16 protein-coding genes are annotated in these 16008 nt (G+C 68.7%); 11 read left to right on the top strand and 5 right to left on the bottom strand.

From position 1 onward, the window contains the following. Positions 1–21: 21 nt before the first annotated feature. The 4 genes from JHE00_RS26435 to JHE00_RS26420 form a co-directional block, all read right to left on the bottom strand. Positions 22–222, bottom strand: coding sequence for an MbtH family protein (locus JHE00_RS26435; protein ID WP_200323055.1), 201 nt, complete (start codon positions 220–222; stop codon positions 22–24). A 46-nt stretch (positions 223–268) separates the two neighbouring features. Continuing rightward, on the bottom strand, positions 269–1267 hold the full coding sequence (gene sbnB, locus JHE00_RS26430) for a 2,3-diaminopropionate biosynthesis protein SbnB (RefSeq protein ID WP_200323048.1): 999 nt from the start codon (positions 1265–1267) through the stop codon (positions 269–271). Then, positions 1261–2262: a 2,3-diaminopropionate biosynthesis protein SbnA gene (gene sbnA / locus JHE00_RS26425; RefSeq protein ID WP_307832120.1), complete on the bottom strand. Its 1002-nt coding sequence runs from the start codon at positions 2260–2262 to the stop codon at positions 1261–1263. The genes sbnB and sbnA overlap by 7 nt, the downstream gene beginning before the upstream one ends. A 143-nt stretch (positions 2263–2405) precedes the next feature. Beyond that, positions 2406–2681: a hypothetical protein gene (locus JHE00_RS26420; RefSeq protein ID WP_200323046.1), complete on the bottom strand. Its 276-nt coding sequence runs from the start codon at positions 2679–2681 to the stop codon at positions 2406–2408. A 341-nt stretch (positions 2682–3022) separates the two neighbouring features. Here JHE00_RS26420 and JHE00_RS26415 point away from each other — a divergent pair, with 341 nt between their 5' ends. The 8 genes from JHE00_RS26415 (at position 3023) to JHE00_RS26380 (ending at position 11004) form a co-directional block, all read left to right on the top strand. Further along, positions 3023–4252 (top strand): class I SAM-dependent methyltransferase, encoded by a 1230-nt coding sequence (locus tag JHE00_RS26415; RefSeq protein WP_200323044.1) that lies wholly within the window; start codon positions 3023–3025, stop codon positions 4250–4252. A gap of 180 nt (positions 4253–4432) precedes the next feature. Next, positions 4433–5476, top strand: coding sequence for a class I SAM-dependent methyltransferase (locus tag JHE00_RS26410; RefSeq protein ID WP_200323042.1), 1044 nt, complete (start codon positions 4433–4435; stop codon positions 5474–5476). A gap of 109 nt (positions 5477–5585) precedes the next feature. Beyond that, positions 5586–5936 (top strand): hypothetical protein, encoded by a 351-nt coding sequence (locus JHE00_RS26405; protein ID WP_200323040.1) that lies wholly within the window; start codon positions 5586–5588, stop codon positions 5934–5936. Between the two features lie 51 nt (positions 5937–5987). Further along, on the top strand, positions 5988–6521 hold the full coding sequence (locus JHE00_RS26400; protein ID WP_200323038.1) for a GNAT family protein: 534 nt from the start codon (positions 5988–5990) through the stop codon (positions 6519–6521). Between the two features lie 71 nt (positions 6522–6592). After that, positions 6593–7702, top strand: coding sequence for a DegT/DnrJ/EryC1/StrS family aminotransferase (locus JHE00_RS26395; RefSeq protein ID WP_200323036.1), 1110 nt, complete (start codon positions 6593–6595; stop codon positions 7700–7702). A 65-nt stretch (positions 7703–7767) separates the two neighbouring features. After that, positions 7768–9270, top strand: a complete 1503-nt coding sequence (locus JHE00_RS26390) for an NDP-hexose 2,3-dehydratase family protein (RefSeq protein ID WP_200323034.1) — start codon at positions 7768–7770, stop codon at positions 9268–9270. Next, positions 9245–9856: a dTDP-4-dehydrorhamnose 3,5-epimerase family protein gene (locus JHE00_RS26385; protein WP_200323349.1), complete on the top strand. Its 612-nt coding sequence runs from the start codon at positions 9245–9247 to the stop codon at positions 9854–9856. Before JHE00_RS26390 ends, JHE00_RS26385 begins: the two co-directional genes overlap by 26 nt. A gap of 14 nt (positions 9857–9870) precedes the next feature. After that, positions 9871–11004 (top strand): nucleotide disphospho-sugar-binding domain-containing protein, encoded by a 1134-nt coding sequence (locus JHE00_RS26380; RefSeq protein ID WP_200323032.1) that lies wholly within the window; start codon positions 9871–9873, stop codon positions 11002–11004. A gap of 36 nt (positions 11005–11040) precedes the next feature. Here the strand turns inward: JHE00_RS26380 and JHE00_RS26375 are convergent, their stop codons facing one another. Continuing rightward, positions 11041–12318, bottom strand: coding sequence for a flavin-dependent oxidoreductase (locus JHE00_RS26375; protein ID WP_200323030.1), 1278 nt, complete (start codon positions 12316–12318; stop codon positions 11041–11043). 173 nt (positions 12319–12491) lie between these two features. On the opposite strand from JHE00_RS26375, the gene JHE00_RS26370 reads away from it, so the two are divergent. Genes JHE00_RS26370 through JHE00_RS26360 form a run of 3 tightly spaced genes read left to right on the top strand, consistent with a single transcriptional unit; the run spans position 12492 to position 16007 of the window. After that, entirely contained in the window at positions 12492–13844 is a 1353-nt protein-coding gene (locus tag JHE00_RS26370) for an activator-dependent family glycosyltransferase (protein WP_200323028.1), read from the top strand. After that, the gene (locus tag JHE00_RS26365) at positions 13841–15208 is read left to right on the top strand and encodes a ferritin-like domain-containing protein (RefSeq protein ID WP_200323026.1); all 1368 of its coding nucleotides are present in this window, start codon (positions 13841–13843) and stop codon (positions 15206–15208) included. Before JHE00_RS26370 ends, JHE00_RS26365 begins: the two co-directional genes overlap by 4 nt. After that, entirely contained in the window at positions 15198–16007 is an 810-nt protein-coding gene (locus tag JHE00_RS26360; protein WP_200323024.1) for a hypothetical protein, read from the top strand. The genes JHE00_RS26365 and JHE00_RS26360 overlap by 11 nt, the downstream gene beginning before the upstream one ends. Position 16008: the final 1 nt, after the last annotated feature.

The following is a 16008-nucleotide window of genomic DNA, read 5'->3' as shown; positions in this document are numbered from 1 at the left end:
ACCTCGGCACGATGTCGGTGGTCAGCGTTCCTCGGCCATGCGCTGGCGCAGGCTGAGCGGGCGCATGTCGGTCCACACCCTGTCGATGTGGTCGAGGCAGTCGTCGCGGCTTCCGGCGAAGCCCTCCTTCCGCCATCCCTCGGGCACGTCGCGGTCGGCGAACCAGACGGAATACTGCTCTTCGTGGTTGAGCACGACCACGTAGTCGTCCTGAGTGGACATGACCCTCCTCGTGACTGGTGACGAATCCGGTGCGAGCGCGGGTGTTCTACTCGAGGAACCCGGGTACCGAGGTCCCCAGCTCGCGTTCGGTCGCTGTGTCGACGACGAACGCCGCCACGGCGGCGTCGAGCGCTCCGAGGCCGAAGGGCGAGAAGACGGTGGTCGCGGTGCGGTCGTAGCCGACCGACACCGTCCCCGCCAGGATGTCGCCCACCTCGGCGTGCACGAAGTCGCGGTGACCGACCGCCTGCTGGGCCAGATCGAGCGACGTCGCCGCCCGGCACACGTGATCGGCGTCGTCGACCACGTTTCTCGCTCCGATGATCGAGTCGACGGCCAGGTCGCGCAGCGAGACGTGCAGCACGACCGATCCGGGCTCGCAGGATCGGGTGCTGAGGTACGGAGAGCTCGCCGTGGTGGCGATCGAGATCAGCCGGTGAGCGCGTGTCGCGGCCTCGGCGTCCTCCACGACGGTGACCGAGAGGTCCGGCCACTGCGCGGTGATGCGGTCGCCGAACCGGCGGGCCCGCTCGGCACTCAGGTCGGCGATCGTCACCGTGCCCAGTTCGGGGAACTCGGATCGCAGGAACCGCAGCACCTCGAAGTTGATGACGCCGCAACCCACGAGTGACACACCCGAACGCACGTCCTCCGGAGCGCCGGAGGTGAGCTCGCGCGCGGCGACGGCGGCGCTCGCGGCCGTGCGGCGGGCCGAGATCACCGAACCCTCCAGCAGGGCGACCGGTCTGCCGTCGGTCATGGAATTGAGCAGGATGGCCGCCGACGCGCGCTCGACGCCCCTGTCGATGTTGCCGGGGAAGGACGCGATCCACTTGAGGGAGGCGACCGGGTGCGCGCCACCGACGTACGCGGGCAGCGCGATGATCCGGTTTCCCGGCTCGTCGGGGAACCGGAGGAACGTCGAGTGCGGGACCACCGTCCTGCCCTCGGCATGTGCCACGTACGCGCCGGACACGGCGTCTCGCACGGCCCGTTCGGAACCGTCGAGCACGTCCAGTACGTCGCTCTTCCGGAGAATCAGCATGGTGCCTTCCTCTTCCAGAGGTGCTTGATCTCGCCGAAGTTGCCGTGCACCCACTCGTCGGAGTAGATGGTGTCCAGATACCGCTCGCCGCGATCCGGTAACACCAGTACGCAGGTGGAGCCGTCGGGGATCTCGTCCCGCAGGTGTTCCACCGCGCTCACCACGGCTCCGGACGACCCGCCCGCCAGTATCGCCTCGGCGCCGACGAGGTTCCGGCAGCCGACGACGCAGTCCTGGTCGTTGACCGAGACGACCTGGTCGGCGATGCCCTCGTGCCACAGCGCCGGGCGGATCGCCGCGCCGTGCCCGGGAATCAGCCGCCTGCCCGGTGTCCCGAAGATGGCACTGCCCTCGGCGTCGACGGCGACGATCCGCGTGCTCAGCGCGTTTCTCCTGATGAACCCACCGCAGCCACGGATCGTGCCGCAGGTGCCGGTGGCGATGAAGATGTAGTCCACTCGCTGCTCGAGCTCGCCGACGACCTCGCGCATGATGCTCTCCTGCGCGCGAGCGTTGAGCACGTTCTCGTACTGGTTGGTCCAGTACGTGTGAGGCAGCTGCGCGCACAGCTCGCGCACCCGGCGCAGCCGGGCCGTCAGGTAGTCGCCCGCGTCGCCCGCCTCGGAGACCAGGTCGATCTCCGCGCCGTACGAGCGGAGGATGGAGATGTTCTGCGCCGTCGTCTTGGGATCCACCACGCAGATGAACCGCACGCCGAAGCGGCAGCACGCCTGAGCCAGCCCGATCCCGAGGTTGCCGGAGCTCGACTCCACCACCACGGAGCGGCCCGGTTCGATCGTCCCCTTCTCGATGGCGTCGAGCACCATGCTCGTGGCGGCGCGGTCCTTGACGCTGCCGGCGGGATTCAGCCCCTCCAGCTTCGCGAAGAACCGCGTGGAGGAACCGTTCCTGGAGAACAATCGGTCGAGCTGGACGAGCGGTGTGCGTCCCACCGCGGACAGGATTCCCTCATCGATGCTCAGGTTCGCCGTCACGGTCCTCCGTTCTCGACGCCCACACGGTGTCCGAAGTGGCCATCCGGAAACCCGGTGCGGGCCCGGCCGTCGGTGGTCCGGTCCGCCGTTTCGGGCCGGGGCCGCGACCGGTCACCTGGTTCCGGATGGCCTGCCGCCGCTGGTTACGCACCCGGCGCGGCGGGAGAGGACGCGCTTCCCGCGGCCGCCGCGCGGGCCAGAATGAATTCTGCGAGGTCCTCGAACTGGTCGCCGCTGAAGTTCTCAAGATCCTCCAGGACTTTGACCTGATAGCTGTTCTCGAGTTCGAGCACGACCTGGACGAACGAGAACGAATCGAGGTCCTTCAACGTTTTCGGTTCCGGCATGTCCGGCTGCTCGGCGCAGATCGTCCTCGCAGTCTCGCGGACGCGCTCTGTCACCTCTGCCTTGTCGAGCATGGATCGAAGCCTTTCCTTGCGCCGTCGTGATGTTGGCGATGATTGCATGAATTCGGAGAACGAGTCCGTGGGAATCAGTCCCTCACATCGGGAGCTCCGCAAGAAGTTACCGACGGCGCGAGCGCGCCGTCAACGCCGTTCGGCGCTCTCCGGTCAGGCGTCCCGCCAGCGGGACCCCGCGGTGTCCGGCACCGGGAAAACGTTGGTGTCTCCTGTTTTTCGCACTCCTTGGGTACCGTGCGTCGAGCGGGCGGTGCTGTCCGCGCCGGTGGCCGACTCTCGTGCCGCCGGGCGGAGCCGGCCCGGTCGAAGCCGGAAGCGATACGAAGTCGAGGAGAACGATGCCCGTAACGTCTCAATGCCGGATCTGCTCCGGCACGGTCCAGGAGTTCATCCACTTCGGACGCCAACCGCTCTCCGACGCCTTCCTGGAGCCCGATGCCGACCGCGACGAGGAGTTCTTCTTTCAGCTGGCGACCGGCGTGTGCGACACGTGCCGGATGGTGCAGCTGATGGAGGAGGTCCCGCGGGAGCGGATGTTCCACGCGGACTACCCGTACCACTCCTCGGGATCGTCGGTCATGCGCGAGCACTTCGAAGGACTCGCCAAGCGCTTCCTCAGCACGGAGCTCACCGGGGCGGACCCCTTCGTGGTGGAGCTCGGCTGCAACGACGGCATCATGCTGAAGGCCGTGGCGGAGGCCGGTGTGCGGCACCTCGGCGTCGAACCTTCCAGCGGGGTCGCCGATCTCGCCGCGGACAAGGGAATCCGCGTGCGCAAGGACTTCTTCCAGAGGTCGACCGCCGAGGACATCCACGCCACCGACGGTCCCGCGGACGTGATCTACGCCGCGAACACCCTGTGCCACATCCCGTACATGGAGTCGATCCTCGACGGCGTGACCACCCTTCTCGGCCCGCAGGGCGTGTTCGTCTTCGAGGATCCCTACCTCGGCGACATCGTGGAGAAGACGTCGTTCGACCAGATCTACGACGAGCACTTCTTCCTCTTCAGCGCGCGGTCGGTGCGGGAGATGGCCGCACGCAACGGGCTCGAGCTCGTCGACGTCGAGCGGATCCCGGTGCACGGTGGCGAGGTCCGGTACACGCTGGCGCGCAAGGGTGCGCGCACCCCCACGGCCGCCGTGGCCGAGCTGGTGGCGGAGGAGGACGCACGCGGGCTCTCCGACCTGGCCACCCTCGAGGCGTTCGGTGCCAACGTCAGGAAGATCCGCGACGACCTGGTCGCGTTGCTGCGCACGGTGCGGGCCGAGGGCAAGACCGTCGTGGCCTACGGCGCCACGGCGAAGAGCGCCACCGTGGCCAACTTCTGCGGCCTCGGGCCCGACCTGGTGTCGTTCGTCTGCGACACGACGCCCGCGAAGCAGCACATGCTCACGCCCGGTACCCACATCCCGGTGCGGCCGCCGGAGTCGTTCTCCGCGCCGTATCCGGACTACGCGCTGCTCTTCGCCTGGAACCACGCCGACGAGATCATGGCCAAGGAGCAGGAGTTCCGCGAGCACGGTGGACGTTGGATCCTCTACGTGCCGGAGGTTCACGTGGTGTGAGTCCCGGCCGTCGGGCGTCCCGCTGGCGGGACCGGCGACCGGCCGCCGCTCATCGGTGACGGCCGTCGCCACCGGACAGCCATGTCTTTCTGGTGATTCAGCAGTCGCTGCCTTTTCGCACGTCGTCCTCGAGCCGCGGGTACGTGTCGGAAACGGTCAGCCGGGGTGGAAGGAGAACTCATGACAGAGGTCGCCGGCCTGCACGAGGCCGAGACGAGCTCGGCCGTCCCCTCCACGGGGCGAGAGGCACGCGAACGCGTCGCCAATGTCTACAACTCGACCGTGGCGGCGTTCGCTATCAGCTCCGCCTGGGACGTCGGCGCGCTGGACGCGCTGCGCGAGCGCGGGGTCGTCGACTCCGCGGAGTTCGCCGCCGACCGTGGCCTCGATCGTCGAGCCACCCAGGCCATGTTCGCGGCACTCGCGGGCGTGGGTGTCGTGACTCGGGCCGGCACCGAGATCCGGCCGGGGCCGGACTTCGCCGAGTTCTACGGCAGCAAGGCCTTCTACCACTGGCTCACGATCGGATCGGTGAGCCTGTTCGCCGACATGGCGAACGTGCTGGAGACGAAGAACCGCAGCGGGGAGTTCTACCAGCGCGACGCGCCCGCGATCGGGCGGGCCTGCCGGGACATCAACCAGCTGGCCTTCGAACCGGTGTTCTGGGAGGCGCTCGACGAGCTCGACTTCGACCCGAAGGCCGTCGGCGACCTCGGTGCGGGCAGCGGTGAGCGGCTGCTCCAGCTGCTGAACCGCTTTCCTGTGTCGTCCGGTGTCGGGCTCGACATCGCGGGCTCGGTTCTGGTCGACGCCGAACGTCACCTGCGCGACGCGGGTGTCGGCGACCGGGCCGAGCTGATCGTGGCCGATGCGACCGCGCTGGAGCCCGATCCGCGCTTCGCCGAGGTGGAGCTGCTGACGTGCTTCATGATGGGCCACGACTTCTGGCCGCGGGAGAACTGCGTCGCCTCCCTGTCCCGGCTCCGCGAGGTGTTTCCGAACGTGCGGAAGTTCCTGCTCGGTGACACTGCCCGCACCCACGGGATCGCGGACACCCGGATGCCGGTGTTCAACCTGGCCTTCGAGGTCGCCCACGACCTGATGGGCGTTTACCTGCCGACACTGGAGGAATGGGAAGGCGTCTTCGCCGAGAGCGGCTGGAAGCTCGACCGGGCTCGTCGGGTCGAGGTCCCGAGTGACTCGGTGATCTACGAACTGAGCTGAACGCGTGCGGCGGGCACGGTCGCCGGGCGGCACGAGGGTTGCGGGGTCGGAGCCGGTCTCGGCCGGGTCCGGCGCACGCACTCCAGGCGGTCACGAGGAGTGCGGGACTGTGCGGGGACCTGTCGGCGACTGGACCGAGGTGCGTGACCGGCTGTGGTGCGAGCTGAAACACCTGGAGGCGACAGTGGACCGCGCCGACCCGGTGGCGGAAACCGTGCTCTGTCTGGTCGAGTCGGCGATGCACGCCGCGGACAGTGCGGGCCGGTGTCGGCGAGTCGGGCACGACCCCGGTGCGGCCCTCGGTGTCGATCCCGCTGTCGAGAACCTGCTCGCGGCGGCGCGTGCCGCGGTGGTCGCGGCGGGGTTCGCCGAGGTGGCCCACCGGGACAGGGCTCGGTCGTCCTGCCGGCGGGACGACGAAATACCTGGACATCCGGAAATTCCGCCCGATTTATCGTGAATTCGGACAGAATTCCGGAGTAGTAGCTCAGCGCAACAAGGAAGGTCCACCATGCTCTTTCCTCACGTTGAGTCCAAGCGGGTTCTGCTGCGACCGGCGAGCAAGCAGGACGGCCGGACGGCCTACGACATCCTGTTCAGGATCGGTCGCACGCCGCTGCCCGTTGTGGACTCCTACATGGACGGCTTCCTCCAGGGAGCCGCTGCCCAGTTACTGCTGCAGAACAAGGATTCCGGAGACATCGTCGGATTCACGGAGGTGTCCGAGCCCTCGGATGCGGGCCATGCGCAGGTGTCGGTGCACATCGACCGGGCGCAGAGCGAGGAGATCGCCATCGATGCCGCCGCGCTCACGGTCAACTTCGCGTTTGCGATGTGGCGGATCAGAAAAGTATATTTCCACACGCACGAGGAAAGCCTCGCCGATCTCGGATTCGTCGGCGATTACGCTGAACTGGTCACCCACGAAGCGGTGCTCGCCGATCACATGTACTTCCAGGGTCGGCACTGGGACATGCACATTCATTCGATCTCGCGTAATCGCTGGGACGAGCACGGAACGGAACTCGTCAAGGGAATCGTGTGAACCGTTTCGGGCCGCGTTCGCCGAGCACGACGACATCGCAAGAACACCCGCCTCGGAGGTGGAGAGAGTAAATGAGCCAGTACGTCTGGGGTTATCTGCCCGAGTACGAACAGGAGCGCGACGACATCCTCGACGCGGTCGACAGCGTCTTCCGTTCCGGCAAGCTGGTGATGGGCCCGAGTGTGCGCCAGTTCGAGGAGGAGTTCGCCGCGTGGCACGGCGTCGAGCACTGCGCCGGCGTCGACAACGGGACCAACGCGATCGTGCTGGGCTTGCGCGCGATCGGCGTGAAACCCGGTGACGAGGTGATCACCGTGTCCAACACCGCGGCGCCCACGGTCGTGGCGATCGACGCGGTCGGAGCCACCCCGGTCTTCGTCGACGTCCTCGAGGAGAACTACCTCATGGACGTCACACAGGTGGAGGCCGCGATCACCGAGAAGACGTCCTGTCTGCTGCCGGTGCACCTGTACGGCCAGTGCGTGGACATGGCTCCGCTGCGGGCGATCGCGCAGAAGCACGGGATCCCGATCCTCGAGGACTGCGCGCAGTCACACGGTGCCCGTCACCACGGCGAGGTCGCCGGTTCGATGGGGCTCGCGGCCGCGTTCTCCTTCTATCCGACCAAGGTCCTCGGCGCATACGGCGACGGTGGCGCGACGATCACCAGCGACTCCACCGTGGATGCCAGCCTTCGCCGGCTGCGGTACTACGGAATGGAGACGGTCTACCACGTCGTGCAGACTCCGGGGCACAACAGCAGGCTGGACGAGGTCCAAGCCGAGATCCTGCGCCGCAAACTGCGTCGTCTCGACGCCTACATCGGCAGGCGCAGGGAGATCGCCGACCGGTACGCGGAGGAGCTGAGTGACACCGAGCTGGTGCTGCCCGCGGTCGCAGCCGGCAACGACCACGTGTACTACGTGCACGTGGTCCGGCATCCGAGGCGGGACGCGGTGCTCGAAGCACTGAAGGAGCACGACGTCTTTCTCAACATCAGCTACCCGTGGCCGGTGCACCGGCAGCGGGGTTTCCAGCACCTCGGGTACGCGGAAGGCTCGCTGCCCGTTACCGAGAAGCTGGCGGGCGAGATCTTCTCACTGCCGATGTATCCCTCGCTGTCGGACGCGGAGCAGGAGAAGTTCATCGACGTGCTCCGGGGAGTCCTCGCGGCGGTCTGACCGACGACGGACCGTGGCCGGGCCGGCCCGAGGTTCGCAGACCCGTGACGCAAAGGAAGTGCAGTATGGGCGAGCCACTCTCGACAAGCGACGCCGCGACCCCGGTGCGCGACGTGACGTCTCTGCGCGGGGACGTGTCCCGGCCGCTGGAGTCGAGTGACGAGTTCTGGCACTGGTGGAACGAGCGGAGCATGGCGACGCGGTTCGAGGTGAGCCAGGTGCCCTTCGCCGAGCTGGACGCGTGGCGGTTCGACCCGGACAGCGGGAACCTGGGCCACGAGAGCGGACGGTTCTTCAGCGTCGAAGGGCTTCAGGTCAGGTCCGCCGGGGTGGACACCTGGTCGCAGCCGATCATCAACCAGCCCGAGATCGGCATCCTCGGCATCCTCGTCAAGGAGTTCGACGGCGTTCTCTGCTGCCTGATGCAGGCCAAGATGGAACCCGGCAACGTCAACACCATCCAGCTCTCGCCCACGGTGCAGGCCACGCGCAGCAACTACACTCAGGTGCACCGGGGCAGCAGCACCCGGTACCTGGAGCACTTCGCGGGCCCCGGCCGTGGACGGGTGATCGTGGACGTGCTCCAGTCCGAGCAGGGCGCTTGGTTCTGGCGCAAGCGCAACCGGAACATGGTCGTGCTGGTGACCGAGGACATCCCGGTGCACGACGACTTCCGGTGGCTGCCGCTGAGCCAGGTCCGCGAGGCGCTCAACGTCGACAACCTGGTCAACATGGACGCGCGAACCGTGCTGTCCTGCATGCCGTTCGGACTGCCGGAGGAGCCCGCGGGCTCGGCCGGCGACACCTTCTCGGAGGCGCTCGCCCGGTCTTACCAGTACCAGTCCGCCCACGGTGACCGGCCGGGCCTGCACACCGCGGGCGAGATCCTGAGCTGGTTCACCGAGGCGAAGACCCGGTGCGACTGGACCGCGTCCCTCATCCCGCTGGCGGGAGTCCGGCAGTGGTCTCGCGACGAGTCGGAACTGTCCGCCGAGGACGGCAGGAACTTCCGGATCATCGGGGTGCGGGTGCGGGCGGACAACCGGGAGGTCGCCGGCTGGAGCCAGCCATTGCTGGAGCCACGGGGCCGGGGGCAGGCGTGGTTCGTCACCCGCGTCATCGAGGGTGTGCTCCACGTCCTGGTCCGAGCCCGGCCCGAGTTCGGCCTGATGGACCTTGTGGAGATGGCACCCACCATCCACCTGCTTCCCGGGCAGGGACTCGCCGACGTGCAGGAGGAGTTCCTGAGCGAACTGGTGGGCTCAGGACTGGGCCGGGTGCGCTACGACGCTGTGCTGTCGGAGGAGGGCGGGCGGTTCTACCACGCGTTGACGCGTTACCGGATCGTCGAGGTGGGGGAGGACTTCCCGGTCTCGGTGCCTCCGGATTTCTGCTGGATGACACTGAGCCAGCTGACGGATCTGCTGCGGCACGGCCACTACCTGAACATCGAGGCCCGTAGCCTGCTCGCGTGCATGCAAAGCGTGTCCGAAAGTGCAGAACTGCCGACCCCGGCAGGAAACCGAGGAGGGCTTGATTTCCATGCAGGCGCGCGAGCTGGCCGTTGAGGGAGCCGTCGAGTTCACCCCCGAGGTCTTTCCCGACGACCGGGGACTGTTCGTCTCCCCACATCAGCAGGCCGCGTTCGTCGACGCGGTGGGCGCACCGCTGTTCCCGGTCGCGCAGACGAACTTCAGCGAGTCGCGCCGCGGAGTGGTGCGGGGCATACACTTCACCGCGACACCGCCTGGCTCGGCCAAGTACACGTGCTGCGTGCGCGGTAGGGCGCTCGACGTCGTCGTCGACATCCGGGTCGGCTCCCCGACCTTCGGCCAGTGGGACGCCGCCTCGCTCGACGGCGAGTCGTTCCGCTCCGTCTACATCCCGTTCGGCGTCGGGCACGCCTTCATCGCGCTCGAGGACCACACGGTGATCTCGTACCTGCTCTCCGAGTCCTACGTCGCGGTCAACGAGCTCGCGATCGCTCCAGGCGACCCGGAGCTCGGCCTGCCCATCCCGGCCGACATCGAGCCGATCATGTCCGCACGCGACCTTGCCGCGCCGACGCTGGCGCAGGCGCTGGAGGCGGGGATCCTGCCGGACTACGCCACGTGCAAGCGCCGCGAGCTCGCCACGGTCGTACCCACCAACTAGTCAGGAGGGGCCGGATGCGGGTCCTGATCACCTCGGTAGCGCTGCCCGGCCATTTCTTCCCGCTGGTGCCCCTCGCGTGGGCGCTCCGCTCGAGTGGCCACGACGTGCTCGTCGCCGTTCCGGAGACGTTCGTTCCGACCGCAGCCCGCTCGGGGCTCCCGGTGGTCTCGTGTGTGCCGGAGGCCGACTTCGTGCGGCTGTCCGCCGATGGCGGTGGGGACCGGATTCCCCGCGGCCAGGAACGGTCGCTGGTGCACGGACGGTTCTTCGGCAGGCTCGCGGCCGCCGGTCTGCGCGGTGTGCGTTCGCTGGCGGAGTCCTGGAAACCGGACCTGGTCCTCAGCGAGCGGGCGGAGTTCGCGGGCCGCATCGCCGCGGCCGAGCGGGACATCCCCTTCGTCGAGCTGCAGTGGGGCGTCGCCCGGCTCGACGACTACGTGGCGGGTGCGACCGTCGAGCTGGCCGCGGAGCTCGCCGCCGCGGGCCAGTCCGCCCTGCCCGAGCCCGCCGAGGTCCTGTGCCAGTGGCCGCCGAGCCTGCGGCTGCCGCACACGGGTCTTTTCCGCACCCTGCGATACGTGCCGTACAACGGCGACGCCCACGTGCCGGCCTGGGCGCTCGGGCCGGCGGGCGCTCGCACGATCTGCGTGACGATGGGGACGCTCATCCCGCGGTTGGGCCCCGACGGTGTGCGGGAGCTGATCCTGCCGATGCTGGAGAGCCTCGCCGAACTCGACGTCGAACTGCTGGTGGCGGTCGACGACGCCGTCGTCGCCGGGTGGCCGCGCCTGCCGGACGCAGTGCGTTTCGCGGGCAGACTTCCGCTGGCCCAGGTGCTCCCGCACTGCTCGGCCGCCATCAGCCACGGCGGTGAGGGCAGCACGCTCACCGCGTTCGTCTCGGGCTGTCCGCAGCTGATCCTGCCGCAGTTCGACGACCAGTTCGACAACGCCGCCGCGGTCGAGCAGGCGGGTGCCGGCCTCGGCCTGCCACCCGACGAGCTCACCCCGGCGGCGGTCGCGCGGCAGTGCCGGAAGCTGCTCGACGATCCTCGCTTCGCCCGGTCGGCGGAGCGCGTCGCGGCCGAGATCGCGGCCCAGCCCTCGGTACTGGAGATCGTGGGGACGCTGGAGAAGCTGACCGGTTGAGAGCAGGGGTGTCCCGCCGCGGCGGGACACCCCACCTCAGCGTGGGGAGTCGGCGGTGGACGACTCGCGGTCGGCCGGTGGGACGTCGTAGCTCGGGCGTTCGTTGAGGACCGCTGGGTCGAAGCCCGCGGTCTGCTTGTACCGCGCGGCGATCTCGCGTCGTTCCGCCAACGGGAGGACCTCGTCGATGTCGGTGAAGCCCTGAGGAGCCCGCTCGGCGGCCAGGTTCATCACCACCTCGGGGCCCATTCCCCGGTTCGCCAGCTGGATGCCGGTTGTGGCGGGCCGCCGCTCCTGCTCGTAGCGGGCCAGTGCGCTGCGCACGTTCGCGCTCGTGGCCAGCGCACTGGCCAGCACCCTCGCGTCCAGGATCGCCTGCGAGGCACCGTTGGAGCCGATCGGGTACATCGCGTGCGCGGCGTCGCCGAGCAACGTGACGTGCTCCCCGGACCACCTGCTCAGCGGCTCCCTGTCGACCATCGGGTACTCGTAGGCGACCTCCGCGGCACGGATGACTCCGGCCACGTCGAGCCAGTCGAATCGCCAGTCACCGAAGTGGGTCAGGATCTCGGCGACGTCCACCGGCCGGTTCCACTTCCCCCGGTCCACCGCGTCGCGGCCGAGCGGGCGTTCCGCGATCCAGTTGATGGGCTGCGTTCCGTCGGCGTCGGGTCCGGCGATCGGGTAGGCGACGAACTTCTCGTCCGCGTCACCCGCCATGATCATCGACCGGCCGGTGAGGAACGGCCTGCCGCGGCTGACGCCCCGCCACAGCACCTGGCCGTTCCACGGCGGACTGCCCTCCTGCGGCTCGAACACCCGGCGGGTCGCCGAGTGGATGCCGTCGGCGCCGACGAGCAGGTCGCACTGAACAGGCGCGTGCCCGGCGAACGTGGCGACGGCGCCGGAAGGGCCGTCGGAGAACCCGGTCAGTGGCATGCCGCAGCGCACGGCGTCGGCGCCGAGCCGTTGCCGGACGGCGGTGAGCAGCAGTTCCTGCAGCAGTCCTCGGTGCAGCGAGAACTGCGGCCAGTGGTATCCCGCGCCCACTCCCCTCGGCTCCGACCAGATCCGCTGGCCGAACCGGTTGAAGTAGGCGAGCTCCCCGGTCGCCACCGCGATGGCGGCCAGTTCGTCGGCCAGCCCGAGCTCGGTCAGCTCGCGTACGGCATGGGGCAGCACGTTGATCCCCACCCCGAGTGGCTTGATCTCACCGACGGCCTCGGCGACGAGTACGTCGGTGATGCCGACGGCGTGCAGACCAAGCGCCGTCGCCAGGCCACCGATGCCGGCTCCGGCGATCACGACTCTCATGTCCCCTCCGATGCTGGGTGTCCTGAACAGCGTTGTGACTACTGTGGATCGGTACAACACACACGTGGTGAGAGATATGGTGTCGGCGTCATGCCAGGGCGGAGACCATACCGCTGCCGGGAGGTCCCGCCGACACATGCCCGGAGTTTCCGTTCCGACGAGTGGGGTGGACGGTGCGCGTCCTGTTCGCGACGTACGCGGAGAAAACACATGTCCAGCCGATGGTTCCGCTCGCGTGGGCGTTGCGGACCGCCGGGCACGAGGTCTGCGTCGCCAGCCAGCCGGAGCTGGTCGACACCATCCGGCGCACCGGGCTGACCGCGGTGTCCGTTGGCAGTGACCACAATCTGTGGCGGGCGGCGAAACGGTTCCTGACCGCGCGGGTCGCGCAGGCGAGCCCGGAGACCTACAACAAGGTCCGCGGTGTGAAGCAGCCGCCGTTCGACGTGGTCGACGAACCGCCGGAGAACATCAGCTGGGAGCACCTCAAGGCGGGCTACGACGACATCGTCGCCTCCTGGTACCGGATGGTGAACGACCCGATGCTCGACGAGCTCGTCGAGTTCGCCAGGGGCTGGCGGCCGGACCTCGTGGTGTGGGAGTCGTCGACGTACGCGGGCGCGGTGGCCGCCAAGGCCGTCGGCGCCGCGCACGCGAGACTCCTGTGCAATTTGGACATGTTCGCCGTCGCCAGGCAGCACTACCTCCGCCTGAAGGAGCTGCAGCCGCCGAGCCGGCGGGAGGACGCGTTACAGGACTGGATCACCGCGCGGGCGGCGGATCACGATCTCGACTTCACCGAGGACATGACGGTCGGCCAGTTCACCATCGACCAGCAGCCCGACTCCCTGCGGATGGAGGCCGACCTGCACTACCTCCCGATGCGCTACGTCGCCTACAACGGCCGCGCGGAGACACCGAGCTGGGTGTGGAGGGAGTCCGGGAGGCCGAGGGTGTGCCTGACGCTCGGCAGCACCTCGGCGGAGCGGTTCGACGGATACGCGGTGAACGTGGCCGACATCATCGCGACACTGTCCGATCTGGACATCGAGCTCGTCGCGACGCTGCCGGACGACGAACGGGACAAGATGCCCGCGCTGCCGGACAACGTGCGCACGGTGCCGTTCATCGCCCTGCACACGCTGGCCCCGACGTGCTCCGCGGTGATCCACCACGGCGCGTTCGGCACGGCCACGACCACCGCGAGCTGTGGTGTGCCGCAGCTGTCCCTGCCCGAACGCCACGATGCGCCGTACCATGCGGAACGGCTGGCCCGGCACGGTGCCGGCATCGCGATCAACTACCGGGAGGCCACCGGGACAGCCGTGCGGAACGCGCTGGTGCGGCTGCTGGAGGACCCCACGTTCGCACGCCGGGCGCTGGCTCTGCGCGACGAGATGTCAGCACTGCCGTCCCCGAACGAGGTGGTACCGATGTTGGAGCGGATGGTGCCGGGTCTGCGTACCCGTTCTCCCGGCGCAGGACCGTTTTCGGTCTCCGAACCAGAGGGGATGTGTCACGGGTGACGGACGCCGTGGGCGGCACTCGCGCGGAGGCGCAGCGGACCGGCGACGTGGCCGCGCCGCGCGCCGAGCTGACCGGCTACGTCGGCGAACCGGGTGGGTCCGGGTTCGCCCGGCGGATCCCGGCCTCGATCACCACGCGCAACGAGCTGATCGACGCGTTGAGCGTGGCGGCCTCGCTCGAGCACGCCATCCTGTTGCAGTACCTGTACACGGCGTGGACGTTGAAGCGGCGGCCGGACGAGGGCCTGCACCCCAAGCAGGAACGGCTGATGCACAACTGGGGCCAGACCATGTTGCGGGTCTCCCACGAGGAGATGATCCACCTCGGGATCATCACCAACCTGCTCAACGTCGTGGGTGCCGCGCCCGTCCTGCACCGGCCGAACTTCCCGCAGGCGCTGAGCCCGGAGAGCCCGTTCGGGCTCAGCCTGACCAAGTGGGACGACCACACGCTGTGGCGCTACGAGCGGATGGAGCTGCCGAGGGGAGTCCCGCTGCCGCCCGAGCCGGAGCGGGTGCCCGACCGGTTGCTGGGCCATGTGTCGTCCGAGCTGCCCAACGTGATCGAGTTCGACTATCTCGGCGAGCTTTACGACATCATCCGCGCGGGCTTCGTCAACCTCGGCGAGGACGCGTTCCTGGTGCCCGCGGGAGTGGACACCGACACCAAGTGGGGCCTGCAGGTCCGCTCGATTCCCGCGGTGACCGACCTCGAGTCCGCGCTCGCGGCGCTGGACCTCGTGGTGGAGCAGGGCGAGGGCGCGCCGGACGACGACGAGGACTCGCACTACGCGCTCTTCCAGCGGCTGCGCAGGGAGTTCGCCGAGCTTCCGGCCGGGTTCGTCCCGACCCGCGACGTCGTCGACAATCCGCGAACCTGGGCGAACCACCGGGACAGCCCGCTGCCGGGGACCTACATCGAGAACGAGCTGACCCGGCGGGTGGCCGCGGTCTCGAACGACGCGTACCGCGTGCTGACGCTGCTGATGCTGCAGATGTTCAGCTACGACGAGCCACCCGCCTCCGGCCCGGCCATGCTGGTCGACCGCGAGCTGGTGAAGTCCGCGAGCAAGCAGCTCATGTCGTCGTTCATCAGGGCCATCTCGGAGATACTCACCGAGATGCCGGTGTACGACGACCCGGCCGACGGGGTGGCAGGCGTCCCGTTCGAGGTTTACGAGGAGGTCCGGCTCTCGCCGAGGCACGAACCCCGGTTCACCATCGTGATGGAGTCGTTGACGGCGCTGGAGAACGACTGCAAGCAACTCGCCGGTGAGGCGGGGATCGCTCGCCTTGCCACGCTGGCCGAGCACGCGGGCTGGCTGAGGCGAAACCTGGCGGAAGGAGTGTCCCGTGCCGATTGAGATCGATTTCCGCGGATGGTTCCAGGTCCGGCTCGCGACGGACCCGGACCCGCACGACGAGCCCAGAGGGGTCTCCGGCTTCACGTGGGCCTATCCGGGTGAGCCCGACTTCGATCGGATCATCCGGTTCCAGCCGGAGGGCGCGTTCGCCAGGGTGGCGTGCGAGCCGGAGATCCGTGTCGGCGTCTCCGTCGCCGAGGTCCGCGTCGACGGCACCGCCGTGCCCGGCCACCCGCTCGACGGAGCCACGGTGGACCTGGGTGACCGGCCCGTCTTCGAGGGCCGCAATGGGATCGTCGCCGAGGCGGGACTCGAGCCGATCCTGCCGTTCCGGATCAGGTTCGGCGACGGAACACGCCGGTTCGGCCGGGCCTACGCCACCGGCTACGAGTTCCCCTACGCGGAGCTTCGCGGCAAGGGCATCGACTTCAGCGACGAGGCCAGGGACGAGGTCAGACAGGCCACGGGGATCGCGGACCTCGGCGCCCTCTGGAAGGAGCGTGAGCGCAGGCTGGAGGCCGTCATCGAGTCGACCGACGACGAGGCGCTCGCCGAGGCGTGCCGTTGCCGCATCGAGTTCATGCGGAAAGACGAGTACCTGGTCGGTGACTACGACCTGCGGTCGCGGTACGCCATGGACCTCACCGGCCCGGTCGAAGGACTCGAACTGGTTCCGGAACTGTCCGACGCGGACGCGGACGGGGCGTGGCCGATCAGGTTCTGGATGGGCGGCTGGGACTTCGACTCGATGTGCGGGTACGTGACCGGCACGCTGGCGACGGCTCAGCCGACGGCATAGT

It is taken from the genome of Prauserella cavernicola (assembly GCF_016595675.1).
Classification (GTDB): domain Bacteria; phylum Actinomycetota; class Actinomycetes; order Mycobacteriales; family Pseudonocardiaceae; genus Prauserella_A; species Prauserella_A cavernicola.
This window is presented reverse-complemented; position numbering and strand designations above follow the sequence as displayed.